At 67.6% G+C, this 24,367-nt stretch carries 26 protein-coding genes; 18 read left to right on the top strand and 8 right to left on the bottom strand.

The genetic code is table 11. The annotated features are described in order from the left end of the window. Positions 1-25 precede the first annotated feature (25 nt). Positions 26-913 (top strand): LysR family transcriptional regulator, encoded by an 888-nt coding sequence (locus tag ACFTZB_RS18220; protein WP_378433363.1) that lies wholly within the window; start codon positions 26-28, stop codon positions 911-913. A gap of 150 nt (positions 914-1,063) precedes the next feature. Here the strand turns inward: ACFTZB_RS18220 and ACFTZB_RS18215 are convergent, their stop codons facing one another. Further along, on the bottom strand, positions 1,064-1,792 hold the full coding sequence (locus ACFTZB_RS18215; RefSeq protein WP_378433362.1) for an acetoacetate decarboxylase family protein: 729 nt from the start codon (positions 1,790-1,792) through the stop codon (positions 1,064-1,066). Next, positions 1,789-2,640 carry an SDR family oxidoreductase gene (locus ACFTZB_RS18210; protein WP_378433361.1) on the bottom strand — a complete coding sequence of 284 codons (852 nt, stop codon included), beginning with the start codon at positions 2,638-2,640 and terminating at the stop codon, positions 1,789-1,791. The genes ACFTZB_RS18215 and ACFTZB_RS18210 overlap by 4 nt, the downstream gene beginning before the upstream one ends. Before the next feature lie 141 nt (positions 2,641-2,781). On the opposite strand from ACFTZB_RS18210, the gene ACFTZB_RS18205 reads away from it, so the two are divergent. Beyond that, entirely contained in the window at positions 2,782-3,963 is a 1,182-nt protein-coding gene (locus ACFTZB_RS18205; protein ID WP_378433360.1) for a cytochrome P450, read from the top strand. 68 nt (positions 3,964-4,031) lie between these two features. On the opposite strand, the gene ACFTZB_RS18200 is transcribed toward ACFTZB_RS18205, so the two are convergent. Beyond that, positions 4,032-4,913, bottom strand: a complete 882-nt coding sequence (locus ACFTZB_RS18200) for an aldo/keto reductase (protein WP_378433359.1) — start codon at positions 4,911-4,913, stop codon at positions 4,032-4,034. Positions 4,914-4,979: 66 nt separating this feature from the next. Between ACFTZB_RS18200 and ACFTZB_RS18195 the strand changes: the two genes are divergently transcribed. Then, positions 4,980-5,792: an HAD family hydrolase gene (locus tag ACFTZB_RS18195; RefSeq protein WP_378433358.1), complete on the top strand. Its 813-nt coding sequence runs from the start codon at positions 4,980-4,982 to the stop codon at positions 5,790-5,792. Between the two features lie 51 nt (positions 5,793-5,843). Here the strand turns inward: ACFTZB_RS18195 and ACFTZB_RS18190 are convergent, their stop codons facing one another. From ACFTZB_RS18190 to fadD3, 5 genes are read right to left on the bottom strand one after another with little or no spacing between them, the layout of a single operon-like run. After that, complete coding sequence (locus ACFTZB_RS18190; RefSeq protein ID WP_378433357.1) at positions 5,844-6,893, bottom strand: acyl-CoA dehydrogenase family protein; 1,050 nt, start codon at positions 6,891-6,893, stop codon at positions 5,844-5,846. After that, positions 6,890-7,858, bottom strand: a complete 969-nt coding sequence (locus tag ACFTZB_RS18185; protein ID WP_378433356.1) for an acyl-CoA dehydrogenase family protein — start codon at positions 7,856-7,858, stop codon at positions 6,890-6,892. The genes ACFTZB_RS18190 and ACFTZB_RS18185 overlap by 4 nt, the downstream gene beginning before the upstream one ends. Continuing rightward, a complete protein-coding gene (locus ACFTZB_RS18180) occupies positions 7,855-9,015 on the bottom strand; it encodes an acyl-CoA dehydrogenase family protein (RefSeq protein WP_378433355.1) in 1,161 nt (386 codons plus the stop codon). The genes ACFTZB_RS18185 and ACFTZB_RS18180 overlap by 4 nt, the downstream gene beginning before the upstream one ends. Further along, a complete protein-coding gene (locus tag ACFTZB_RS18175; RefSeq protein WP_378433354.1) occupies positions 9,016-9,888 on the bottom strand; it encodes an enoyl-CoA hydratase in 873 nt (290 codons plus the stop codon). Continuing rightward, positions 9,885-11,432: a 3-[(3aS,4S,7aS)-7a-methyl-1,5-dioxo-octahydro-1H-inden-4-yl]propanoyl:CoA ligase gene (fadD3, locus tag ACFTZB_RS18170; protein ID WP_378433353.1), complete on the bottom strand. Its 1,548-nt coding sequence runs from the start codon at positions 11,430-11,432 to the stop codon at positions 9,885-9,887. The genes ACFTZB_RS18175 and fadD3 overlap by 4 nt, the downstream gene beginning before the upstream one ends. A 48-nt stretch (positions 11,433-11,480) precedes the next feature. Between fadD3 and ACFTZB_RS18165 the strand changes: the two genes are divergently transcribed. The 15 genes from ACFTZB_RS18165 to ACFTZB_RS18095 all read left to right on the top strand — a co-directional run bounded on the left by ACFTZB_RS18165 (position 11,481) and on the right by ACFTZB_RS18095 (position 24,270). Then, entirely contained in the window at positions 11,481-12,701 is a 1,221-nt protein-coding gene (locus tag ACFTZB_RS18165; RefSeq protein WP_378433352.1) for an acyl-CoA dehydrogenase family protein, read from the top strand. Then, positions 12,698-13,501, top strand: coding sequence for an SDR family oxidoreductase (locus ACFTZB_RS18160; RefSeq protein ID WP_378433351.1), 804 nt, complete (start codon positions 12,698-12,700; stop codon positions 13,499-13,501). Before ACFTZB_RS18165 ends, ACFTZB_RS18160 begins: the two co-directional genes overlap by 4 nt. A 91-nt stretch (positions 13,502-13,592) precedes the next feature. After that, positions 13,593-14,198 (top strand): TetR/AcrR family transcriptional regulator, encoded by a 606-nt coding sequence (locus ACFTZB_RS18155; protein ID WP_378433350.1) that lies wholly within the window; start codon positions 13,593-13,595, stop codon positions 14,196-14,198. Positions 14,199-14,217: 19 nt separating this feature from the next. Beyond that, positions 14,218-15,366 carry an acetyl-CoA C-acetyltransferase gene (locus tag ACFTZB_RS18150; protein ID WP_378433349.1) on the top strand — a complete coding sequence of 383 codons (1,149 nt, stop codon included), beginning with the start codon at positions 14,218-14,220 and terminating at the stop codon, positions 15,364-15,366. Between the two features lie 91 nt (positions 15,367-15,457). Beyond that, on the top strand, positions 15,458-15,787 hold the full coding sequence (locus ACFTZB_RS18145) for a hydrogenase maturation nickel metallochaperone HypA (protein ID WP_072938989.1): 330 nt from the start codon (positions 15,458-15,460) through the stop codon (positions 15,785-15,787). 5 nt (positions 15,788-15,792) lie between these two features. Then, positions 15,793-16,596 (top strand): hydrogenase nickel incorporation protein HypB, encoded by an 804-nt coding sequence (gene hypB, locus ACFTZB_RS18140; protein ID WP_378433348.1) that lies wholly within the window; start codon positions 15,793-15,795, stop codon positions 16,594-16,596. Positions 16,597-16,756: 160 nt separating this feature from the next. Further along, positions 16,757-17,812 (top strand): hydrogenase expression protein HypE, encoded by a 1,056-nt coding sequence (locus ACFTZB_RS18135; RefSeq protein ID WP_072938985.1) that lies wholly within the window; start codon positions 16,757-16,759, stop codon positions 17,810-17,812. Between the two features lie 86 nt (positions 17,813-17,898). Then, positions 17,899-19,692, top strand: a complete 1,794-nt coding sequence (locus ACFTZB_RS18130; RefSeq protein ID WP_378433347.1) for a nickel-dependent hydrogenase large subunit — start codon at positions 17,899-17,901, stop codon at positions 19,690-19,692. 10 nt (positions 19,693-19,702) lie between these two features. Beyond that, positions 19,703-20,659 carry a NifU family protein gene (locus tag ACFTZB_RS18125; protein ID WP_378433346.1) on the top strand — a complete coding sequence of 319 codons (957 nt, stop codon included), beginning with the start codon at positions 19,703-19,705 and terminating at the stop codon, positions 20,657-20,659. Next, complete coding sequence (locus ACFTZB_RS18120) at positions 20,659-21,303, top strand: DUF5947 family protein (RefSeq protein ID WP_378433345.1); 645 nt, start codon at positions 20,659-20,661, stop codon at positions 21,301-21,303. Before ACFTZB_RS18125 ends, ACFTZB_RS18120 begins: the two co-directional genes overlap by 1 nt. Further along, entirely contained in the window at positions 21,300-21,947 is a 648-nt protein-coding gene (locus tag ACFTZB_RS18115; protein WP_378433344.1) for a DUF6084 family protein, read from the top strand. Before ACFTZB_RS18120 ends, ACFTZB_RS18115 begins: the two co-directional genes overlap by 4 nt. Then, positions 21,944-23,356, top strand: coding sequence for a hypothetical protein (locus tag ACFTZB_RS18110; RefSeq protein ID WP_378433343.1), 1,413 nt, complete (start codon positions 21,944-21,946; stop codon positions 23,354-23,356). The genes ACFTZB_RS18115 and ACFTZB_RS18110 overlap by 4 nt, the downstream gene beginning before the upstream one ends. Beyond that, positions 23,353-23,472 (top strand): DUF6893 family small protein, encoded by a 120-nt coding sequence (locus tag ACFTZB_RS18105; protein ID WP_378433342.1) that lies wholly within the window; start codon positions 23,353-23,355, stop codon positions 23,470-23,472. Before ACFTZB_RS18110 ends, ACFTZB_RS18105 begins: the two co-directional genes overlap by 4 nt. A 6-nt stretch (positions 23,473-23,478) precedes the next feature. Next, positions 23,479-24,012: a hydrogenase maturation protease gene (locus ACFTZB_RS18100; RefSeq protein ID WP_378433341.1), complete on the top strand. Its 534-nt coding sequence runs from the start codon at positions 23,479-23,481 to the stop codon at positions 24,010-24,012. A 3-nt stretch (positions 24,013-24,015) separates the two neighbouring features. Continuing rightward, positions 24,016-24,270: a HypC/HybG/HupF family hydrogenase formation chaperone gene (locus ACFTZB_RS18095; RefSeq protein ID WP_072938967.1), complete on the top strand. Its 255-nt coding sequence runs from the start codon at positions 24,016-24,018 to the stop codon at positions 24,268-24,270. Positions 24,271-24,367 lie beyond the last annotated feature (97 nt).

Genomic DNA, 24,367 nt, shown 5'->3' with positions numbered 1-24,367 from the left:
CTGATAAGTTGCAAGTATCAATCGGGTGGAACTGCGGCAGCTTCGATACTTCGTCACGGTGGCCGAGGAGATGAACTTCAGGCGCGCCGCCGAACGCCTGCACATCGCGCAGCCCGCGCTCAGTCAGCAGATCAGCAAGTTCGAGAAAGAACTGCGCACCACCCTGTTCGAGCGGACGACGCGACGCGTCGAGCTCACCGACGCGGGCCGGGTGCTGCTGGACGAGGGCAGGCGCGTCCTGGCGGAAGCCGATCACGCGCTCGCCGCGGTGGAACAGGTCGCGCACGGGGAGGTGGGACTGCTCCGCATCGGATTCGTCAGTTCCGCGGCACTGCGGATCGTCCCCGCGACCGTGCTGGCCCTGCAGAAGGAGTGGCCCGGAGTTCAGGTGGAACTGTCCGAATCGACGACCGACCGCCAGCTGTCGGCGATCGCCGACGGCAACCTCGACATCGGGCTGGTCCGCGAAGTCGACCGCGCGGACGGCATCGTGGTCCGGCCGCTGACCCGCGAGCCTCTGCTGGTGGCGATGCACTCGTCGCATCCCTTCGCCGGCCGGGAGTCGGTGCGGCTCGTGGAACTGCGCGACGAACGGTTCCTCACGTTTCCGCGCGGCCAGGTGTCGCGGCTGTACGACCACATCGCCGCCCTGTGCCATCACGCGGGTTTCCGGCTGGAGGCCGCGCAGGAGGCCGTCCAGTTTCCCACCCTCCTCGGGTTGGTGGCGGCGAACACCGGAGTCACCATCGTTCCGGCCAGCCTCCGGGCCCTGCACCTCCCGGACCTCCGGTATGTCGCACTCTCCGACGCGCAGGCGGTGTCGACGGTGTCGGTCGCGTATCGCGCCGACCGGCAACAGATCCCGGCGATCCGGCACTTCCTCGACGTGGCGACCGCGCTCGACCTGTCCTAGCGTCCGGGACGATCGGGCTCCGGGCGGCTACTCGACGTCGAAGTCGTTCGACGTCCCGGTGAATCGACGGTGACGTGTTGGCCCACGGGGTGCTGTATCCCTCCCAGGTGAGTGGCAAAGCGTCCCCGCGCACACTTTGCCACTCACCTGTCAGACGGGCTGCGCGTCCCCGAACGTCATCCTCAGGTCGGGAATCGACGACGTGAAGAGCGCCCGCTTCGGAAGTCCGAGCGACCGCAGTTCGTCGGCGATCGGGTGGCTGCCCAGTTTCAGTTCCGCGCCACCGGGCCGGGAGCGGACTCCGGTCGGGCTCATGTCCCAAGTGGTGAACCGGGTGAGTCCGTCGAGGTGCGAATAGGCGGCGAGCGACGTACTCGCGCCCGAACCCGGCACCGGAATGCCCTGTTTGACGCTCAGCTGGGCGATCAGCCGACCGCCCTGGCTCACCGACCCGCGTTTGACGGAGCCGGAATGGTCGACGTCGAAATGGGCGAGGACCTTCGGGAACCCCCAGATGCCGCGGCCGGCGGCCAGGGTGAAGTCGCCGTCGACGGGCAGGTGGTGGATCAGCGCACCGGCCCGGCCCCGGGCCAGCGCCTTCAGGTCCTGCGGGACCGAGGTGCCGGCGGCCCGGTGGTCGCGGACGAGGAACGACACCCCGAATTCGTTGTACGGGCCGAGGTCGCCGTCCACGTAGTCGACGAACACCAGCACGCACACACCGCGTCCGGGCCGGAACTGCAGGATCTCCAGTCCGGTGGAGTCGATCAGCGTCTGGGCCGCGGCGGTCGGCACCGAATACATCGCCGTGAACGCCGACGCGGCCCGGATCTCCACGGGCATGTCGACCTGCTTGCCCAGAACTTGATGCGACGTCACGGCGCGACCACCCCGCGCAGGCCGTCGGCGCCGAACATGGGCTCGAACATCGACCCGAAGTCGGGGCCGCGCCGCAGCATCTGGCCGCCGTCGACGTTGATGATCTGACCCGTGATCCAGGTGGAGTCGGGGCCGAGGAGGAACTTGGCGAGCGCGGCGATGTCGGTGACCTCGCCGACCCGCGAGATCGGCGTGTTGGCCAGGTAGTCGTCCAGGACGGGTCCGCCGTCGGTGATGAGCGCGACGAGGTCGGTGCGGGTCAGTCCGGGGCGGATGCAGTTGACCCGGACGTTGCTGGCCCCGAGTTCGTCGGCGGCGAGACGCGTCAGGTTGTCGACGCCCGCCTTCGACGGGCCGTACGCGCCGAACCAGCGGTGCGTGTTGCTGCTCGCGATCGAGGAGATGGTGACGATGGAACCGCCGCCCCCGGCGACCAGTGCCCGGGCGGCGTGCTTGATCGTCAGCATCGTGCCGGTGACGTTGAGGTCGACCGTTCTGCGCCAGGCGTCGACGTCGAGTTGGGTCACGGGCCCGACCGTTTCGTTGCCGCCCGCGCAGGTGACGGCGCCGTCGAGCCGACCGGTGCGTTCGCTCGCCTTCGCGACCGCGCGGGCGACGTCGTCCTCGTTCGTGACGTCGGCCGTCACCGCGTCGACCGTCCCCGCGGGGTTGTCGGCGCTGATCTGTTCCGCCGCGCGTGCCAGCTTCTCCTCGTTCCGACCACAGATTGTGACGTGGACGCCCTCGGCGGCCAGCGCGGTGGCGATGCCCAGTCCGATGCCACTGCCGCCGCCGGTGACGAGTACGGACGTCTTCGCGAGCCCGCTGCTGCCGTCGTTGGTAACCACGCACACCTCCAGGGAATAGAACTCGTGTCAATTTTCGAGCCATGGATCTGTGAAAACTGCTGCTATACCACTGCGTCATCGTAGGAACACGTTCTATTATCGGGGCACGAACGGCGGGATTCAATGCGGAGGAGCGTCTCGATGACGGACAGGCCGGAATTCGATCTCATCGACGGACGGTTCTATTCGGGCGAACTCGGTGACCCCCGGCAGGCATACGCCTGGATGCGCGCCCACGAACCGGTGTACCGGGCCGAGGGTATTCTCGGCGCCGCGTCGTACGAGGCCGTCCTGGCCGCCGAACGCGATCCGGAGTTGTTCTCGAACGCGGGCGGAATCCGGCCCGGGGTGGGCCCGCTACCCCAGATGATCGACATGGACGACCCCCAGCACCTGCAGCATCGCCGCCTCGTCAACGCCGGCTTCACCCGCAAACAGGTCGAGGCGAAGGTCGGCCGGATCCGCGAGATCTGCGACCACCTCATCGACGCCGCCTGCGACAAGGAGAACGTCGACTTCGTGCGCGATCTGGCGGCGCCGCTCCCGATGGCCGTCGTCGGAGACATGCTCGGCGTGCGCCCCCAGGAACGCGACCTGTTCCTGCAGTGGTCCGACGACCTGATGAACGCGCTCGGCAGCAACGCCACCCCGGAAGGACTGCAGGCGCAGGCCGACGCCTACCTGGCGTTCAACGAGTTCACCCTCCGCACCATCGAGGAACGGCGGCAGAACCCGACGGACGACCTCACCAGCATCCTCGTGCACAGCGAAATCGACGGGCACCGGCTCAGCGATGCGGATATCGTCGGCGAAACCCTGCTGATCCTCATCGGCGGCGACGAGACCACCCGGCACGTCCTCAGCGGCGGCATGGAACAACTGCTGCGCCACCCCGAACAGCAGGCACGTCTCGTGAACGACCCCGACGGCATCCCGACGGCGGTCGAGGAGATGCTGCGCTGGTCGTCGCCGATCAAGAACATGTGCCGCACCGTCACCCGCGACGTCGACTTCTTCGGAACCGCCCTCCGCGAGGGCGAGAAGATGATGCTGCTCTTCGAATCCGCCAACTTCGACGAGGCGGTATTCCACGACCCCGACGTCTTCGACATCGGACGGTCACCGAACCCGCACGTCGCATTCGGCTTCGGCACCCACTTCTGCCTCGGCAACCAACTCGCCCGGCTCGAAGCGAAGATCATGTTCGAGCAACTGCTGTCGCGGCTGCCCGACATGATGCTCGTCGACGACACCCCGCTGCGGCGTCGTCCCGCCAACTTCGTGTCCGGGCTCGAGGAGATGCCGGTGAAGGTAAAGGTATAGGCCCTTCGGGCTCGTGAGTGGTTAAGGAGTCTCTGGACTCGTTACCCACGCACGGGCGGCGAAGCCGCCTACTCCGGCGCGCCGATGTTCAACTCGTCCGGGTGCGCACCGACGCGGGCGCCGTCGTCCATCGTCTCGATCTCGCTGAGATCCTGCTCGCTGAGTTCGAAATCGAACACGTCGATGTTCTCCCGGATCCGCGACTCGTGGACCGACTTGGGGATGACGATCAGCCCGCTCTGCAAGTGCCAGCGGATCAGCACCTGGGCTGCGGACTTGCTGTGCCGGTCGCCGATGCGGGTGATGATCGGATCGGTGAGCAGGACGTTCGGCTTGGAGTCGTCGCCCCACCCCGAGTTGCTGGTGCCGCCGAGCGGACTCCACGATTCGACGGCGATGCCGTGGTCGACGGCGTAATTCCGGACCTCCTGCTGAGCCAGATGCGGATGCAACTCCACCTGATCGACCGCCGGGACGACGCCGCCCCGGTCGATCAGCAACTGCAGGTGACGCGGTTCGAAATTGCACACACCGATCGCCTTCGCGCGCCCGGACTCGGCGATCTTCTCCAGCGCATCCCACGTGCGGAGGATGCGGTCGTCGTCCTGCAGCGGCCAATGGATCAGGTACAGGTCGACGTACTCGACGCCGAGACGTCCGAGGCTGGCGTCGAACGCTTTCAACGCCGGCTCGTACCCCTGATCGGAGTTCCACAACTTGGTGGTGAGAAAGATGTCTTCGCGGGCGACGCCCGAGTTCGCGATTCCGCGGCCCACACCTTCCTCGTTGCCGTATGCGGCGGCCGTGTCGATGTGCCGGTAACCCGCCTCGTCCAGGGCGAATCCGACGGCGTGTTCGGTCTCGTCGTTGTCGGCCTGCCAGACCCCCAAGCCGAGCTGGGGGACGATGGTTCCGGAATTCAGCACGATGCTGGGTACTCGAGGACTCATGCTGTCCAGGCTATCGACTGTCGTGGGGGCGTGAGGGGTACATTCGCCGCCTGGCATCATGCGGAGGTGACCCGAATTCGGCTATTGGCGACGGACCTCGACGGCACCCTGCTGCGGTCGGACCGCACGATCTCCCCGCGCACCGCGCAGGCGATGGAGGATGCCCGACGGTCGGGGGTCGAGGTGGTGTGGGCCACGGCCCGCGCCCGGCACTCGGTGCACGAACTCGCGCAGTCGTGCGGATTCCGCGGCAAGGCGATCTGCGCGAACGGGGCGGTGGTTCTCGACCTGGCCGACGGGACCCCGGTGATCACGGCGACGACGACCATCGCGATGGCGTCGGCCGCGGCGGCGATGGACCGGGTGCGGACGCTGATGCCCGGTGTCGTGTTCGCGAACATCGGCGCGACGCGCTTCGTCGCCGAACCGGCGTACGCGGCACTGTGCGAGTTCGCCGACCACCACCGGCATCCGCACGAGATGATGCTGTCGGAACTGCTGCCCGACATCGACGAGCCGATGGTGAAGATCGTCGCCCGGCACCCCGAGATTCCGAGCGCGGATCTGTACCGCGCGGCGGTGGCGGCCGGCGTCGACGGCGTCGAACTGACGCATTCCGGCGCACCGTACGTCGAGATGGCGGCATCCGGTGTGTCCAAGGCGAGTGCGCTCGCCGAACTGTGCGCGGTCGACGGGATCTCGACGGCAGAGGTCGCGGTCGCCGGCGACGCCATCAACGATGTCCCGATGCTGACGTGGGCGGGCACGGCACTGTGCCCGTCCAACGCACTACCCGAAGTCCTGGCCCTCGCCGACCACGTCCTGCCCAGCAACGACGAGGACGGGGTCGCCAGCTACCTGGAGGGGCTGCGCCCGTGAGTGGTTGACGAGTGCAGAGACTCTTCAACCACGCACGGGCGGCGGAGCCGCCTACAGTCCGGCGGCGGTAGCGAGCTCGGCGAGGTAGTCGCGCGGCTGCCCGAACAGCTGTGCGCTCCCGTGCCCGCGTTTGAAGTACAACTGCGCGTCGTGCTCCCACGTGATGGCGATGCCGCCGTGCAGTTGGATGGCCTCGGCCGCGACGTTCTGAAGCGCCTCCGAGCAGTACACCTTCGCGACGACGGCATCGTCGTGCGTCCCCGACAGCGCCGCCGCGTACGACATCGACCGGGACGTCTCGACGAGCGCGTACATGTCGGCCATGCGGTGTTTCAGCGCTTGGAAGGATCCGATGGCACGCCCGAACTGTTTGCGCGACTTCGCATATTCGACCGTCTGTTCCAGCGCCGCCGCCGCCGCGCCGACCTGTTCCGCCGACAGCGCGACCAGCGCGACGGTGCGCAACTGCTCGACGAGGTCGGTGGGGGAGACGAGCCTGCGTGCCGCGACGCCGTCGAACACGACCTCCGACAGCGTGCGCGTCGGGTCCATCGCCGGCACCCGACGCCGCGTGACGCCGTCCGCGGCCGGGTCGACCTCGAACAGGCCTTCGGATGTGAGGACCAGCAGCATGTCCGCGACGTCACCGCCGAGGACGTACGACGCCGTCCCCGACAGTGTCTCGCCCGACGCGGTGACGCCGAAACCGGACCAGCCGTCCGCACCGGCCCAGCACAGTGCCGCCACCGAGCCCGCCGCGATGTCAGGGAGCAGTCGGGCGCACGCGTCGTCGTCGCCCGACAACACCAGCGCCTGCGCGGCCAGCACCGCGCTGCCGAGCATCGGCGACGGCGTCAGCGTGCGGCCCAGCTCTTCCTGCACCACATGGACTTCCAGCAGCGACGCCCCGACGCCGTCGTACTTCTCCGGAACGGCGAGCGCGGCGACACCGATCTGCTCGCACAACTTCGACCACAGCGTATTGTCGTAGCCGTGCTCGGTGGTGATCGCCCGGCGGACGGCGGCGGAGTCTGAATGCTTACCCAGCAGATCCCGGACCGACGACCGGAGCGCGGACCGTTCCTCGTTGTCGAAACTCATGACGCCTCCACCAGCGAATCGACGACGCGTCCGCGGTGGAAGGCCGGTGTGCCCCAAGCGGACACGAGCGCGCGGACCTTCGTCAGCCACAGCGACAGATCGTGCTCCTGCGTGTACCCGATGGCGCCGTGCACCTGCAGCGCCACCCGCGCCGCCCGGTACGCGGCATCTCCGCACGCCACCTTCGCGGCCGAGACGTCCCGGGAACTGTCGGCGGACCCGTCCCGCACGGCCAGCGCCGCACCGTGCAGTAGCGGTCGCGACATCTCCAGCCCGACAGCCACTTCCGCCAGGTGATGCTTGATCGCCTGGAACTGTCCGATCGGCTTGCCGAACTGCTTGCGCTGCTTGGCGTAGTCGGTGGTGACGTCGAGCAGGGTCTGGCCGAGTCCCTGCAGTTGTGCCGCGGTCGCGAGGGCGCCGAGATCGAATGCCTGCCCGAAGTCCACGTCACCGAGGGTCTCGCCGGCGGTCAGCGGGAACAACCGCCGCGACTGGTCGACCGAGTTCTGCACCGCACCGGCCTGTCCGAGCTTCAGCGTGGTGCGGTCGACGAGCAGGACGAGGTCGGCCGAGTCCGCGTCCACCGCGAACGGCACGTGCGGGCGGGCCGCGACCGTGGCGAGCGAACCGGAAGCCAACGCCGACAACCGGTCCGGATCCGCCTGCGCGAGCAGCGCCGGTGCGACGGCGACGGTCTCGGCCACCGGTCCGGGAACGGCATGGCGTCCGAGTTGTTCGACGGCCACCACGAGGTCGACGGCGTCTGCGCCGAGTCCGTCGTGTTCCTCGGACACCAGCAATCCGTTCACGCCCGTCTCGGCGAGGCGCTGCCACACCTTCAGGCCCGGGCCGGTGTCGCCGGTGTTCCACGACCGGATCACCGCCGGCATGTCGGCCTTCGACAGCAGCGCGTCGATGCTGGACGCGAAGTCCTGATGGGAGGAGTCGAGTGTGAATCTCATCGATCCGCCTTCGGTAGGCCGAGCAGGCGCTCGGCGATCACGTTCTTCTGAATCTCGTTGGTGCCGGCGTAGATCGGGCCGGACAGGGAGAACAGGTAGCCGTCCGTCCAGTTGTCCGCGAGCTCCGCCGAGGCGCCCTGCAGTTCGAGCGCGGTCTCGTGCGTGGAGATGTCCCACTCCGACCAGAACACCTTGTTGATCGACGACTCGGCGCCCAGTTGCCCGCCGTCGGCGAGCCGGGTGACGGTGCCGAACGTGTTCAGCTGGTAGGCGCGGGCGCCGATCCAGGCGTCGGCGACCCGGTCGCGCAACGCGGTGTCGTCGGTGCGGCCGGAGGTCTCGAACAGCGCGACCAGCCGGTCCACCGTGGCAAGGAACCGTCCGGGGCTGCGCAGCGACAGTCCGCGCTCGTTGGACGCGGTGCTCATCGCGACCCGCCAGCCCTCGTTCACGCCGCCGATCACGCCCGACTCGCCGGGGTTCGCCGGGTCGTCCGGCACGAAGACGTCCTCGAGGAAGATTTCCGCGAAACCGGGTTCGCCGTCCAGCTGATCGATCGGCCGGACGGTGACACCCTGCGACCGCAGGTCGAACATGAAGTACGTGATGCCCTTGTGGCGCTGCGCGTCCGGGTCGGACCGGAACAGCCCGAAACCCCAGTCCGCGAAACTCGCCCGGGAACTCCACGTCTTCTGCCCGTTCAGCACCCAGCCACCGTCGACGCGGCGGGCGGTGGAGCGGAGCGACGCGAGGTCGCTGCCCGACTCGGGCTCCGACCATGCCTGCGCCCAGATGTCGTCGGCGCGGGCCATGCGCGGCATGATGCGGGCCAGCTGCTCGGCGTTGGCGTGCTCGAACAGCGTCGGCGCGAGCAGGAAGATGCCGTTCTGGCTGACCCGCCCGGGCGCACCGGAGCGGTAGTACTCCTTCTCGAACACCACCCATTCCAGCAGCGACGCGTCGCGTCCGCCGAGTTCCTCCGGCCACGACACGACCGACAGCCGGGCGTCGGCGAGGGTGCGTTCCCACTCGCGGTGCGCCTCGAAACCCTCCGCCGTGTCCATCGACGGCAGCGGCTCGGCGGGAACGTTGTCGCGCAGAAAGGTTCGCACCTCCTCGCGGAAGGCGACGGTGGCGTCGTCGAACTCGAGATCCACTTACTTGGCTCCTTCGTTCGAGTTGCGGGCGCTCGCCGCCATCGACTTCGCGTCCATACCGCCGAGGGAATCCGTGTCGACCTCGGCGTTGTGTGCGTGCGCGAAGTGATGCAGGCCGAACACCGAGTCCATGCCGTTCCGCATGCCCATCTGGTCTTCGCACTGGTTGACGGCCTTCTTGGTGAGCGCGAGACCGAACCGGGGCATCGCGGCGATGCGACCGGCGATCGCCAGGGTCTCCGCCTCGAGGTCCTTGCGCGGCACGACGCGGTTGACCATCCCCACCTCGTACGCGCGCTGCGCGGTGAACCGGTCGCCGGTGTACAGGATTTCCTTCGCGAACCGCGGTCCCAGCATCCACGGGTGCGCGAAGTACTCGACCCCGGGAATGCCCATACGTACGACCGGATCGGAGAAGAAGGCGTCGTCGGACGCCACGATCAGGTCGCACACCCACGCCAGCATCAGACCGCCGGCGATGCAGGCGCCCTGGATCATCGCGATCGTCGGCTTCGGGATCTCCCGCCACCGACGGCACATCCCGAGATACACCTCCATCTCGCGGGCGTAGCGCTGGTCGCCGCCGGGCTTGTCGACGTGGTCCCACCACATCACGGCCTTGTTGTCGTAACGGACGTGATGGTCGCGGCCCGGGGTCCCGATGTCGTGCCCGGCACTGAAGTGCTTGCCGTTGCCTGCGAGGACGATCACCTTCACGTCGTCGTCCTCGACGGCCCGCTCGAACGCGGCGTCCAGGGCATACGTCATCACCGAGTTCTGGGCGTTGCGGTAGTCGGGGCGGTTGAGCGTCACGAATGCGACACCGTCGCGCACGTCGTAGGTGACGACGTCACCCTCGTCCGGAACCGTCATTTCTTCTCCTCACGCAGAACGTTTTTCATGACCTTCCCGGAGGGGTTCCGGGGGAGGGAGTCGACGAAGCGCACCGACCGGGGCACCTTGAAGTTGGCGAGACGCTCCTTGCAGAACGCGATCACGTCGTCCTCGGCGAGCGCGGTACCCGCCTTCGCCACGACGAACGCGCGCCCGACCTCGCCCATCCGCTGGTCGGGAACACCGATGACGGCAGACTCCGCGACACCGTCGAGCCTGGCAAGGGCGTTCTCCACCTCAGCGGGATATACGTTGAACCCGCCGGAGATGTACATGTCCTTGAGGCGGTCGGTGATGTCGACGTATCCGCGGTCGTCGAGCGTCCCGACGTCGCCGGTGTGCAGCCAGCCGTCGGCGTCGATGGTCTTGGCCGTCGCTTCGGGGTCGTCGAGATAGCCGAGCATCACGTTCTCGCCGCGCACGAGGATCTCGCCGTGGTCACCGATCCGGACCTCCATCCCGGGGATCGCGCGACCGGACGTGGTCGAGACGGTCACCGGGTCGTCGTCGGTCCGGCACATGGTGACCACCACGGCCTCGGTCTGGCCGTAGGCGGTGAGGACGGCGTCGAAGCTGAGTTCCGACTGCATGCGTTCGACCAGGGCGACGGGCACCGCGGCCGCGCCGGTGATCGCGACCCGCAGGCTGGACAGGTCGTACTTCGGGCGGTCGGGGTGGTCGAGGATCGACTGGAAGATCGTGGGGGCGCCGGGCAGCACGGTGATGTGCTCGTCGTGCACGGTCGCCATCACCTTGGGGACGTCGAACACGGCCATCGGCACGACGGTGACCCCGTTCAGCAGGCACACCAGGAACCCGGCCTTGTAGCCGAAGGTGTGGAAGAACGGGTTGATGATGAGGTAGTTGTCGTCGGACGTCACCTCCGCGCACTCGCCCCACGCCCGGGCGATGCCCACCGACTGCCGGTGCGCGCTCATCACCCCCTTGCTCCGGCCCGTGGTGCCCGACGTGAACATGACGTCGGAGACGTCGTCGGGGGAGACGGCGGCCGCGCGGGCGTCGGCCTCGGCGCGGGTGTCCTCGTCGGCGAGGGCGAGGAAGTCGTCGAAGTCGACGACACCCGGGGTCGGGGCGTCGCCGCCGTCGACGGGCACGCGGACGACCGTCGGCAGGTCGAGGGTGCTCGACTCGTCGCGCAGCGACGCGTACCGATCGGTGCCGAGGAAGTTGCCCGCGACGACGAGTGCTGTCGTCTTGGTGCGCTCGAGGATGTCGAGGGTCTCCGGTGCGGTGTACCGGGTGTTGATCGGGACGAGCGTCGCGCCGGCGTAATGGATGCCGAGCGCGGCGACCACCCAGTGATACGTGTTGGGCGACCACACCGCGACGTGGTCGCCGGGCCGCACGTTCTGCGAGCAGAGTGCGGCGGCGAAATCGCGGACACGGTCGTGCAGTTGTGTGAAGGTCAGACGGACGTCGCCGTCGGACACCGCCGGAAGCTCGCCGTATGCACGCGCGGCGTGGATGACGGCGGACGGGATGGTTCTCGGATGTTCGGTCACTGGGCTCCCTACCTACCTAGCAAGTGCTTGGTAGGTTATCTTACAGACGTGGACCAGAGCGAGAGCCCGGACGGGCTGATCACCGACGACGACTTCGCCGAGAGCGTCAGAACGTGGCTGAAAAACAATCTGACCGGCGACTTCGCCCGACTGAAGGGCAAGGGCGGCCCCGGGAGCGAGCACGAGTTCTTCGAGGAACGGCTCGCCTGGGACCGGCACCTGGCGGCCGCCGGATGGACGTGCCTCGGCTGGCCGAAGGAATACGGCGGGCGCGGAGCGACGCTGGCTCAGCAGGTCGTGTTCCACGAGGAATACGCGAAGGCAGGAGCGCCGGCCCGCGTCAGTCACGTCGGCGAGGAACTTCTCGGACCGACGCTCATCGCGTTCGGCACCGAGGATCAGAAGCGACGCTTCCTACCCGGGATCAACACCGTCACCGAACTGTGGGCGCAGGGCTACTCCGAGCCCGGTGCCGGTTCCGACCTCGCCAACGTCGCGACCACCGCACGACGCGACGGCGACAAGTGGGTCATCAACGGACAGAAGGTGTGGACGTCGCTCGCGCACGTCGCGCAATGGGCATTCGTGCTGTGCCGCACGGAACCCGGGTCGAAGCGGCACCAAGGGCTGAGCTTCCTGCTCGTGCCTCTGGGCCAGCCCGGCGTCACCGTCCGGCCCATCCAGCAACTCACCGGCACGTCCGAATTCAACGAGGTGTTCTTCGACGACGCCGTCACCGACGCCGATCTGGTGGTCGGGGAACCCGGCGACGGCTGGCGGGTCGCGATGGGGCTTCTCACCTTCGAACGCGGCGTGTCCACACTCGGGCAGCAGATCGGATTCGCCCGCGAACTTCAGGGCGTCGTCGACCTCGCGAAAACCACCCGCGCAGCATCCGACCCGAACATTCGCGAGAAGATCGCCCGCGCCTGGGTGGGGCTGCGCGTCATGCGCGCCCACGCCCTGCGGACCCTCGGGGCCGTCGACGCCGGAACGTCCGGGCCCGAGGCATCGGTCGCGAAACTGCTGTGGGCGAACTGGCACCGCGACCTCGGACAGCTGGCGATGGAGGTGCAGGGTGCGTCGTCGCTCCTCGCCCCCGCCGACCCGACGTCCGACATCACCGATCCCGAACATCTCGAACTCGGCGAATGGCAGCGGCTGTTCCTGTTCACCCGCGCCGACACCATCTACGGCGGATCCAACGAGATCCAGCGCAACATCATCTCCGAGCGCGTGCTCGGACTCCCCCGAGAGGCACGACCGTGACACAACCCGCACCCCTCGCCACCGCACCCGTCGAGACGCCGGGCCACGACCTACTGAAAGGAAAGAAGGTCGTCGTCACCGCCGCCGCGGGCACCGGCATCGGCTACGCATCCGCGCGTCGTGCCCTGCTCGAGGGCGCCGACGTCCTGGTGTCGGACTGGCACGAACGCCGCCTCACCGAGACGAAGGAGAAACTGGCCGCGGAATTTCCCGGGCAGGCCGTCGAGGCGCTGACGTGCGACGTGTCGAGCACCGAACAGGTGGACGCCCTGATCGCCGGGGCGGCCGACGCCCTCGGCCGGATCGACGTCCTCGTCAACAACGCCGGACTCGGCGGCGAGACGCCGCTCGTCGACATGACCGACGAGGAATGGGATCGCGTTCTCGACATCACCCTGAACGGCACGTTCCGGGCCACCCGCGCGGCGCTGCGCTACTTCAAGGGCGTCGAGCACACCGGAGTCCTCGTCAACAACGCGTCCGTCCTCGGCTGGCGGGCGCAGCACTCGCAGGCGCACTACGCGGCGGCGAAGGCCGGCGTCATGGCCCTGACCCGGTGCAGCGCGATCGAGGCCGCCGAATACGGGGTCCGGATCAACGCCGTCGCACCGTCCATCGCCCGGCACGCCTTCCTCGCCAAGGTCACCAGCGAGGAACTCCTCGACAAGCTGGCATCCGACGAGGCCTTCGGCCGCGCCGCCGAGGTGTGGGAAATCGCCGCCACCATCGCCATGCTCGCCAGCGACTACACCACCTACCTCACCGGCGAGGTCGTGTCGATCTCGTCGCAGAGGGCGTAGCCGCCCCGTGCGTGGTTAACGAGTGTCTGGACTCGCTAACCACTCACGGGGCCGGAGGCCCTAGCAAGCGCTTGGTTGATAGGATGTGACGATGACTCCACCCCCCGACGACACCACCGGCAAGACCGGACGCAGGGCCGAACTCCTCGACATCGCGGCCACCCTCTTCGCCGAACGCGGCCTGAGGGCCACCACCGTGCGCGACATCGCCGACGCCGCGGGCATCCTGTCGGGCAGCCTGTACCACCACTTCGACTCCAAGGAGTCGATGGTCGACGAAATCCTACGGGGCTTCCTCGACGACCTGTTCGGCAAGTACCGCGAGATCGTCGCGTCCGGACTCGACAGCCGCGCGACCCTCGAAGCGCTGGTCACCACGTCTTACGAGGCGATCGACGCGTCGCATGCGGCGGTCGCGATCTACCAGGACGAGGTGAAGCATCTCGTCGCCAACGAGCGCTTCACGTACCTGTCCGAACTGAACACCGAATTCCGCGACCTGTGGATGGGTGTGCTCGAGGCGGGGGTGAAGGACGGCAGCTTCCGGGCCGACATCGACGTCGAACTCGCCTTCCGTTTCCTCCGCGACACCGCCTGGGTCGCCGTCCGCTGGTACCGCCCCGGCGGTTCCGTCACGGTCGACACCGTGGCCAAGCAGTATCTCTCGATCGTCCTCGACGGACTTGCGAGTCCTTAACACTGACTAGGAGTTTCACATGACCGAGGCCTACATCGTCGACGCCGTTCGCACCCCGATCGGCAAGAAGAACGGTGGCCTGTCCGGCGTGCATCCCGCAGACCTGGGTGCGCACGTCATCAAGGCCGTCGTCGAGCGCACGGGCATCGACCCGGCCGGTGTCGACGACGTCGTCTTCGGTTGTGTCGACGCGATCGGCGGACAGGCAGGCAACATCGCCCGCACCGCGTGGCTCGCCGCCGGCTACCCGGAAGAGGTCCCAGGGGTCACGGTCGACCGGCAGTGCGGGTCGAGCCAGCAGGCCGTCCACTTCGGTGCGCAGGCGATCCTCAGCGGCACCGCCGACCTGATCGTCGCGGGCGGTGTGCAGAACATGAGCCAGATCCCGATCGCGTCGGCGATGGTGGTCGGGCAGCAGTACGGATTCGACACCCCGTTCGGCGGATCGACGGGCTGGGCCGAACGCTACGGCGACCAGGAGGTGTCGCAGTTCCACGGCGCCGAACTCATCGCGGACAAGTGGGACATCAGCCGCGAGGCCCTCGAACGCTGGGCGCTGCAGAGCCACGAGCGGGCGCGGACCGCCATCGCCGAGGGTCGCTTCGACCGCGAGATCGTGCCGGTGGGCGACTTCACCACCGACGAGGGTCCGCGCGAGACCAGCCTCGAGAAGATGGCGGCGCTGAATACCCTCACCGACGGTGGACGACTCACGGCCGCGGTCGCGAGCCAGATCTCCGACGGTGCGAGCGCGGTGCTGCTGGCCTCACCGGAAGCGGTCGAGCGGTACGGCCTGACGCCCCGCGCCCGCATCCACCACCTCAGTGCTCGCGGCGCCGACCCGATCTTCATGCTCAGCGCGCCGATCCCCGCGACCCGCTACGCGCTGGAGAAGACCGGCCTGAGCATCGACGACATCGACCTGGTCGAGATCAACGAGGCCTTCGCGCCGGTGGTCCTCGCGTGGCTCGCGGAGATCGGCGCCGACCCGGCGAAGGTCAACGTCAACGGCGGCGCGATCGCCCTCGGCCACCCGCTCGGTGCGACCGGCACGAAACTGATGGCGACGCTCCTCAACGAACTCGAACGCACCGGCGGCCGCTACGGTCTGCAGACCATCTGTGAAGGCGGCGGCACCGCGAATGCCACCATCATCGAACGCCTGTGAGTACTTCTTAACCGCCGGCGGTTAACAAGTACTCACGGGTGCGAAGCGCTACGCTCGAACAGGATAGTGACGAGTCCTGAACGGGGCCGTGATGCACGAATTGGCAATCACCCAGAGCGTCGTCGACGCCGTCTGCGAGACCGCTGCGGGACGGACGGTTCACAGCGTGCGGGTGCAGGTGGGGGCGCTGACCGCGGTGGTCGCCGATTCGATGCAGTTCTGTTTCGAACTGGTCACCGAAGGGACCGTCGCGCACGGTGCCCGTCTCGACATCGACCACACGCCGGGCGGTGCGCACTGCCGTGAATGCGGTGACGACTTCGTGCTCACGGACCTGGTGTTGCTGTGCCCGTGCGGAAGTGCGGACGTGGAGGTCACGTCGGGTCGGGAACTACGAATCCTCTCGATGGAAGTGAGCTGACGCAAATGTGTGCCACCTGTGGATGCGGAGACGAGACGGGGACCAGGATCACGGTGCCCCACGAGCACCCGCACGACCACGAGCACCCGCACGAGCACACTCACGAACACCCCCACGACCACGAGCACCCACACCCCCACGAGCACCCACACCCCCACGAGCACCCGACCGAGACGGTCACCCTCGAGCAGAAGGTGCTGGCGAAGAACGACCTCACGGCGGAGCGCAACCGGGGCTGGCTGGCGGGTCGTGGGGTGCTCGCCCTCAACGTGATGAGTTCGCCCGGGTCCGGGAAGACGACGCTGCTCGAGCGCACGATCGCCGACATCGGTGGGCAGCGCCGGGTCTCGGTGGTGGAGGGCGACCAGGAGACGATGCTCGACGCCAACCGCATCAAGGCGACGGGATGTGCTGTGGTACAAGTGAACACGGGCGCCGGGTGTCATCTCGACGCCGAGATGATGCGGGACGCGCTGACTGCCCTCGACCCCGAGCCTGACTCGCTGCTGTTCATCGAGAACGTGGGGAATCTCGTCTGTCCGGCACTGTTCGATCTCGGTGAGAAGAGCCGGGTGGTGGTCATCTCGGTGACCGAGGGGACGGACAAGCCGCTCAAGTATCCGCACATGTTCGCGGCGGCGAATCTCGTGATCGTGAACAAGGCGGACCTGTTGCCGTACGTGGACTTCGACGTCGACCTCTGCGCGAAGTATGCCCGGTCGGTGAACCCCGGCCTGCAGATGATCACCTTGTCGGCGACGACCGGTCAGGGCATCCAGCAGTGGTACGACTGGATCGCGAAGCAATGACGCCTCTACACGACGGGGCCGGGCGACGCGGCGCGACGCGCCGGGGACCGTTGACATCCGCTCGACGGCGGAGCTAAATAAATATCAGCGCCACGCAGGTGGGCCGACGGTCGACTCCGGTGGCGACAGGAGTTGTGTTCACTCCGGAAAGCGACCTGATATGCCGACACAGGAAGCAATCAACGCCGAGGACACCCTGATTCACGTGCTGTGGATCAATGCGGGACTCAGTTGCGACGGCGATTCGGTGGCCTTGACGGCTGCGACGCAGCCCAGTGTCGAGGAGATTGCCCTGGGAGCCCTGCCGGGCCTGCCCAAAGTGGCCGTGCACTGGCCGCTGATCGACTTCGACAACGGTCCGGAGGGCGGCGCCAACGACTTCCTGGAATGGTTCTGGAAGGCGGACCGCGGCGAACTCGAACCCTTCGTGCTGGTGGTGGAGGGTTCCATCCCGAACGAGCAACTTCACGACGAGGGTTACTGGTGCGGCTTCGGTAACAATCCCGAGACCGGTCAGCCGGTGACGACGAGTGAGTGGCTCGACCGTCTGGCTCCGAAGGCGACGGCGATCGTCGCGGCGGGCACGTGCGCGACGTACGGCGGCATCCACGCGATGGCGGGAAATCCGACCGGTGCGATGGGTGTTCCCGATTATCTCGGCTGGGACTGGAAGTCGAAGGCGGGCATTCCGATCGTCTGCGTTCCCGGTTGTCCGATTCAGCCGGACAATCTGTCGGAGACGTTGACGTATCTCCTCTACATGGCCACCGAGCAGGCGCCCATGATTCCGCTCGACGACGCGCTGCGTCCGCAGTGGCTGTTCGGCGCCACGGTGCACGAGGGCTGCGACCGCGCCGGCTACTACGAGCAGGGTGATTTCGCCACCGAGTACGGCTCACCGAAGTGCATCGTGAAACTGGGGTGCTGGGGTCCTGTCGTCAAGTGCAACGTCCCCAAGCGGGGCTGGATCAACGGTGTGGGTGGGTGCCCGAATGTGGGCGGTATCTGCATCGGGTGCACGATGCCGGGCTTCCCGGACAAGTTCATGCCGTTCATGGACGAACCGCCGGGCGGCAAACTCTCCACGACGGCGTCCGGGCTGTACGGATCCGCCATTCGCAGTTTGCGCAAGATCACCAAGAACACGTTGGACAAGGAACCGCACTGGCGCAGTCGCGGTACGAAACTGACCACGGGCGCGACACGCACCTGGTAGTCACGCTCGGGGTGTCGGGCGGTGGTCCGCCGGCCTCGAACCCCACTGGGCGGCTGCCCAGCCGTGGAGCACTGAGAGGTACGTCGATGACAACGATCATTCCGGAACCTTCGCACAAGTCGGAATCCGACGGCCTGGTCGAGATGGCGTGGGATCCGATCACGCGCATCGTGGGTAGCCTGGGCATCTATACGAAGATCGATTTCAAGCAGAAGGAAGTCGTGGAGTGCCACAGCACTTCGTCGATCTTCCGCGGTTATTCGATTTTCATGAAGGGGAAGGACCCCCGCGACGCCCACTTCATCACGAGCCGGATCTGCGGCATCTGTGGTGACAACCACGCGACGTGTTCGTGTTACACCCAGAACATGGCCTACGGAGTGAAACCCCCGAACATCGGCGAGTGGATCGTCAACCTCGGCGAGGCCGCGGAATACATGTTCGATCACAACATCTTTCAGGAGAACCTCGTCGGTGTGGACTTCTGCGAGAAGATGGTCTCCGAGACCAATCCGGGGGTGCTGGCACAGGCCGAGAAGACCGAGGCGCCGCACGCCGGGGAGCACGGCTACAAGACCATCGCCGACATCATGCGGTCGCTCAATCCGTTCACCGGTGAGTTCTACCGGGAGGCGTTGCAGGTCAGCCGGTGGACCCGAGAGATGTTCTGTCTCATGGAGGGTCGGCACGTGCACCCGTCCACCCTGTACCCGGGTGGTGTGGGAACGGTCGCGACGATTCAGCTGATGACCGACTACACGACACGTCTGATGCGCTACGTGGAGTTCATGAAGAAGGTCGTCCCCATGCACGACGACCTGTTCGACTTCTTCTACGAGGCGATGCCCGGCTACGAGAAGGTCGGCCTGCGCCGGACCCTCCTCGGCTGCTGGGGGTCGTTCCAGGATCCCGCGGTGTGCAACTTCTCCTACAAGGACATGGAGAAGTGGGGTCGGGCGATGTTCGTGACGCCCGGCGTCGTGGTCGACGGAAAGCTGGTGACGACGTCGCTCGTCGACATCAACCTGGGTATCCGAATCCTTTTGGGCAGTTCGTATTACGACGACTGGACCGACCAGGAGATGTTCGTGAGGAACGATCCGCTCGGGAACCAGGTCGACCGCAGGCATCCGTGGAACCAGCACACCAATCCGCATCCGCAGAAACGCGACATGGAGGACAAGTACAGCTGGGTGATGTCGCCGCGGTGGTTCGACGGCACCGACCACCTCGCGCTGGACACCGGTGGCGGGCCACTGGCCCGGCTCTGGAGTACCGCCCTCGCGGGCCTCGTCGACATCGGGTACGTGCAGTCGACCGGGCACAGCGTGAAGATCAACCTGCCGAAGACCGCGCTGAAGGGCCCGGTGGAGTTCGAATGGAAGATCCCGCAGCACGGCAGCAACACGATCGAGCGGGACCGGGCGCGGACCTACTTCCAGGCCTACGCGGCGGCGTGCGCGCTGCACTTCGCGGAGCAGGCGCTCGCCGAGATCCGGGCCGGGCACACGAAGACGTGGGAGAAGTTCGACGTCCCCGACGAGGGCATCGGCTGCGGCTTCACGGAGGCGGTGCGCGGAGTCCTGTCGCACCACATGGTGATTCGCGACGGCAAGATCGCGAACTACCACCCGTATCCGCCGACCCCGTGGAACGCCAACCCCCGCGACAGCTTCGGTACGCCGGGACCGTACGAAGACGCGGTGCAGGGTCAGCCGATCTTCGAGGAGAACGACCGGGAGCACTTCAAGGGCATCGACATCATGCGGACCGTCCGCAGTTTCGACCCCTGCCTGCCGTGCGGCGTGCACATGTATCTCGGTGAGGGAAAGACGCTGGAGAAGCTGCATTCGCCCACCCAGTCCGTGACCGGCGAGTGACGGGGTACGCATGGAGAGTGGCGGATCGGAGACGTGGGGGAGTGACGAAGTAGCAGACGACCCCGATCGGTGGCGGACAGCCGGCGAACGGATCGACAGCCTGTTGGACGCGAGTTCGACGGGTGGCTCGGTGGCCCGCGAGCGCGCCGAGCAGCTGGTCCGGGAGGTGGTCGAACTCTACGGCGCCGGGTTGGAGCGCGTCCTCGACATCATCGGCGACCGCGACGACGACCTCGTCGAACGCCTCGCCGCCGACGAACTCGTGGCCAGCCTGCTCCTCGTGAACGGACTCCATCCGCACGACGTCGAGACGAGGGTCGCCACCGCACTCGACAGCGTGCGCCCCTACCTGGGTTCGCACGGCGGCGACGTCGAACTGCTCGGCGTGGTCGACGGGGTGGTGCGGTTACGGCTGACCGGCAGTTGTCAGAGCTGCCCGTCGTCTGCGGTGACGTTGGAACTCGCCGTCAAGGACGCCGTGCTGGCCGCCGCGCCGGAGACCGTGGACATCGAGGTGGTGGGCGCCACCCCCGCCGCCGGGTCCGGGTTGATCGCCGCGGAATCGCTGTTCTCCCATGTTCATCCGAACGGAATGGACGGGTCGAGCGGCACGGGGACGTGGGTGTCGGTGCCCGAACTCGAGGAACTGACACCCGGGGAGGTGGCCGGGTTCTCCGTCGCCGGGCTGCCGATTCTGGTGTGCCGGATCGGGGAGCAGTTGTTCGCCTACCGGGACCGGTGCGCCTCCTGCACCCACTCGCTGGCCGGGGCCACGCTGCAGCGGAAGGCGGGCGGTCAGGTGGGGGACGCGGTGCTGCGCTGCCCGTCGTGCCGCGCGCATTTCGACGCGCGTCGCGCGGGCCTGCGCCTGGACGGCGACACGGACGCCGAACCGCTCTCGCCGCTCCCGGTCCTCGTGCGCGACGGCGTCGTCTCCGTGGCCGTGCCCGCCGCGGAGGTGGCGTGATGAGCCCGTCGGGGAACGGACTGCGCATTCTGCAGCGCATCGCGTCCGAGCGGCCCACACCGGTGGTCGGGGAACGGTGCGACATGTGCGCCGTGCCGATCGCCGACGCCCACCAGCACGTCGTGAACGTGCAGGACCGGCAACTGATGTGCGTGTGCCGCGGGTGCTACCTGCTGTTCACCGACGAGAACGCCGAATTGCGGTTCCGGGCCGTCCCGGAACGCTACCTGTCGTTTCCGAACTTCGAACTCGCCCCCGGACGCTGGGACGAACTGGAGATCCCCGTCGGGCTCGCGTTCGTGTTCCGGAACTCGCTGCTGGCCAAGACCGTCGCGTTCTACCCCGGTCCGGCGGGCGCGACCGAATCGGAACTGCCCCTCGACGCCTGGGACGACGTGCTCGCGGCGAACCCGGCGCTGGGCCGGCTGGCCGCCGACACGGAAGCCTTGTTGCTGCGGGTCCCCGAGCACGGCGAGGGCGACCCCGAGTGCTACCTCGTTCCCATCGACGCCTGCTACCAGCTGGTGGGCCGGTTGCGGCAGGTGTGGCGGGGATTCGACGGCGGCCAGGACGCACGAAGGGTCATCGACACGTTCTTCGACGACGTGCGGGCGCGCAGTCGCGTCGCGAAGGAGCCGACGTGACCGAGTTGTCGTTCCGTGTGGAAGACGTGTTCCCGGAACCGTTCGCGGTTGCGCCGAATCTGACTGCGCGGGTGGAGGTGACGGAGTCGAGCGGCGCCGTCGTGCACGCGATGGCCGTGCGGTGTCAGGTCCGCATCGACCCGCAGCGCCGCCGCTACACGGACGCCGAGGTGGAGGGCCTGCTCGATCTGTTCGGGCCCCGCGAGCGGTGGACGTCGACGCTGAAGCCGTTCCAGTGGATGCAGACCAGCACCGTGGCCCAGGGGTTCACCGGGTCGAGCGTGGTGGAGTTGCCGCTTCCGTGCACGTACGACTTCGAGGTGACGGCTTCGAAGTACCTGCACGCCCTGGATGAGGCCGGGTCGACGGTGCCGCTGGTGTTCCTGTTCAGCGGAACGGTCTTCACGCGCGGCGTCGCCGGGTTCGGAGTCGAACGGATCCCGTGGGACCGGGAATCGACGTACGACCTGCCGGTGGCGGTGTGGCGCGAACTCGTCCAGGCGCACTACCCGAACACGGGCTGGGTGCGCCTCGACCACGACACGCTGGCGGTACTGGCGAAATACAAGGCGGCGCACGGACTGCTCGGACTGGACGTCGCCATCGCGAACCTGCTGCAGGGAGCCGGGGAGGTGATCGCATGATCTCCCCGGCGTCCCTGCAGCGAGTACGGGCCGTGGCCGACGCGGTCCTCTACGAGGGTTACCTGCTGTATCCGTATCGTGCGAGTTCGTCGAAGAACCAATCCCGGTGGCAGTTCGGCGTCCTCGGGCCGCCGGGTGCGGCGGAATCGGGAGTCGGCGAGGAACCACGCCTGTCCTGCCAGACGCTGATGCGTCCCCGTCCGGGTGGGCGGCCCGGCGTCGCGGTGACCGTCCGCTTCCTGCAACTGCAGGTGCGTGAGGTCGAGAAGGCCGCGGAATCCGGGTTCGAGCCGGTCGGGGAACTCACCGTCGCCGGCCGCAGCTGGCTGTCGTGGGACGAGGCGGTGGAACGCGAGATCGACCTGGGCGCGGTGTTCCCGGCCGAGGAGCTCGAGGACTGCCGGCTCGACGTGGACGTCGACGGGGGCGTGGACGTCGAGGAGTTGCGCGAGGACGACGGCACCCTCGCCGGGCGTGTGGTGCGGACCAGGTGGCCGCTTCGCGCCATCGTCCGCGTCGGCAGTGACCGGCACGACGGACTGGACGTGCTGCGGGTGTCGATCGAGAACGTGAAGATCGACGCGATCGGCACGTGGTCGAAGGATTCGGCCATCAGGCATTCGCTGATCGGCGCGCATCTGATGTTGGCCGCGGAGGACGCCGAGTTCGTGTCGCTGCTCGAGCCGCCCGACGACGCCGCGCCGCTCGCGTCGACCTGCCATCAGGAACGCTGCTACCCCGTGCTGGCCGGGCTGCCGGGGGAGACGGACCTCGTGCTGGTGTCGCCGATCATCCTGTACGACCACCCGGAGGTGGCCGAGCAGAGCGACGGCGCCCTGTTCGACGCCACCGAGATCGACGAGATCCTCACCCTGCGGGTCATGACGCTCACCGAGGAGGAGAAGCGTCAGGCCCGCGCCACCGACCCGCTCGCCGCCCAGATCATCGACCGCTGCGAGCAGATGTCGCCGGCGACGCTCGCCCAGATGCACGGCGTCCTGCGCAACCCGCATTTCCCGAGCCCCGACATCCCGGAGCAGCGCGGCCTCCCCGACATGGGTCTCGTCCCGGAACTGACCGACGACGTGCCGTGGTGGGATCCGGACGCCGACACCGCCGTCCGCCCCGACGTCGACGGCGTGATCGTGAACGGCGTCCGGGTGGCGAAGGGCACTGTCGTGCGGATCCACCCGTCGCGCCGTGCAGACGCCCAGGACCTGTTCTTCGCGGGACAACTCGCTCGTGTGGTGACCGTGCACGCCGACGTCGACGGTGGCACCCACGTCGGCGTGGTGCTGATGGACGACCCGGCCTCGGAGCTGCACGAGTGGTACGGCAGGTATCTGTACTTCGCCCCGGACGAGGTGGAGCCCGTATCGGCAGACACCGGAAAGGATGAACATTCATGAAGATTCTCGGAGAGGCCACCACCGCCGCGCTGGCGCTGGTTGCGGTCGCCGGCGTGGCGGTCGCCGTCTTCTCGCTTCCCGACATCAAGCGGTACCTGCGTATGCGCAAGATGTGAGGCCACGTGACGGACAGGCGGGTGCTGGTTGCCGGTGTGGGCAACATCTTCTTCGGCGACGACGGATTCGGTCCCGAGGTGCTGCGCGGTGTCGCGACGAGGCCGCTGCCGCCGGGAGTCCGGGCCATCGATTTCGGCATCCGCGGAACACATCTGGCGTACGAACTGCTGGACGGGTGGGGTGCGCTGCTGCTGGTCGACGCGGTTCCCGATCGAGGTGAGCCGGGGGCGTTGAGGGCGTTCGAGGTGGGACCCGATTCGGTGCCCGCGGCGCCGCTCGACGCGCACAGCATGGATCCGGGGGCGGTGTTCGCCAGTCTCCGCGCGCTCGGCGGAACCCTGCCGCGTGCCGTGGTCCTCGGCTGCCAGGTGGACAACACCGACGAGGGAATCGGACTGTCACCACGTGTCGCCGCCGCCGTCGCACCGGCCGTCGACATGGTCTTCGACATCGTCGACCAACTGCTTGCGCCTACCGCAGCTCACATGCCGGAGGCCCGCTCGGCGGTCACGCTGCAACCGGAGAAGACGGAGGGCTGAATCGTGTGTCTCGGAATTCCCGGACGGGTAGTGCGCATGCTGGAGGGCTACGGCAACCAACTCGCGCTCGTCGACGTCGTCGGTGAACAGCGCAAGGTGAACGTCGGCATGCTGCCCGAGGACGTCAGCCTGGAACCGGGCGACTGGATCGTCATCCACATGGGTTTCGCGATGGAGAAGGTGGACGAGGCGGGCGCCGAAAAGGCAATGGCGGGGCTGGAGATGATGGGACGCTCGCGGACGGCGGACGAAGACTAGCCCCAAAGCCGTGTAGTTAAGGCGTGGGTTGTGTTGTCAAGGGTCGATGTCGGTGAAGACGTTGATGGCGATGGTGGCCTTGAGGCTTGGCCCTCGG

The sequence above is a fragment of the Rhodococcus sp. NPDC057014 genome, assembly GCF_042673295.1.
Classification (GTDB): Bacteria; Actinomycetota; Actinomycetes; order Mycobacteriales; family Mycobacteriaceae; genus Rhodococcus_F.
The sequence above is the reverse complement of the archived record's forward strand: the minus strand, read 5'-3'. Positions and strand labels throughout refer to the sequence as shown.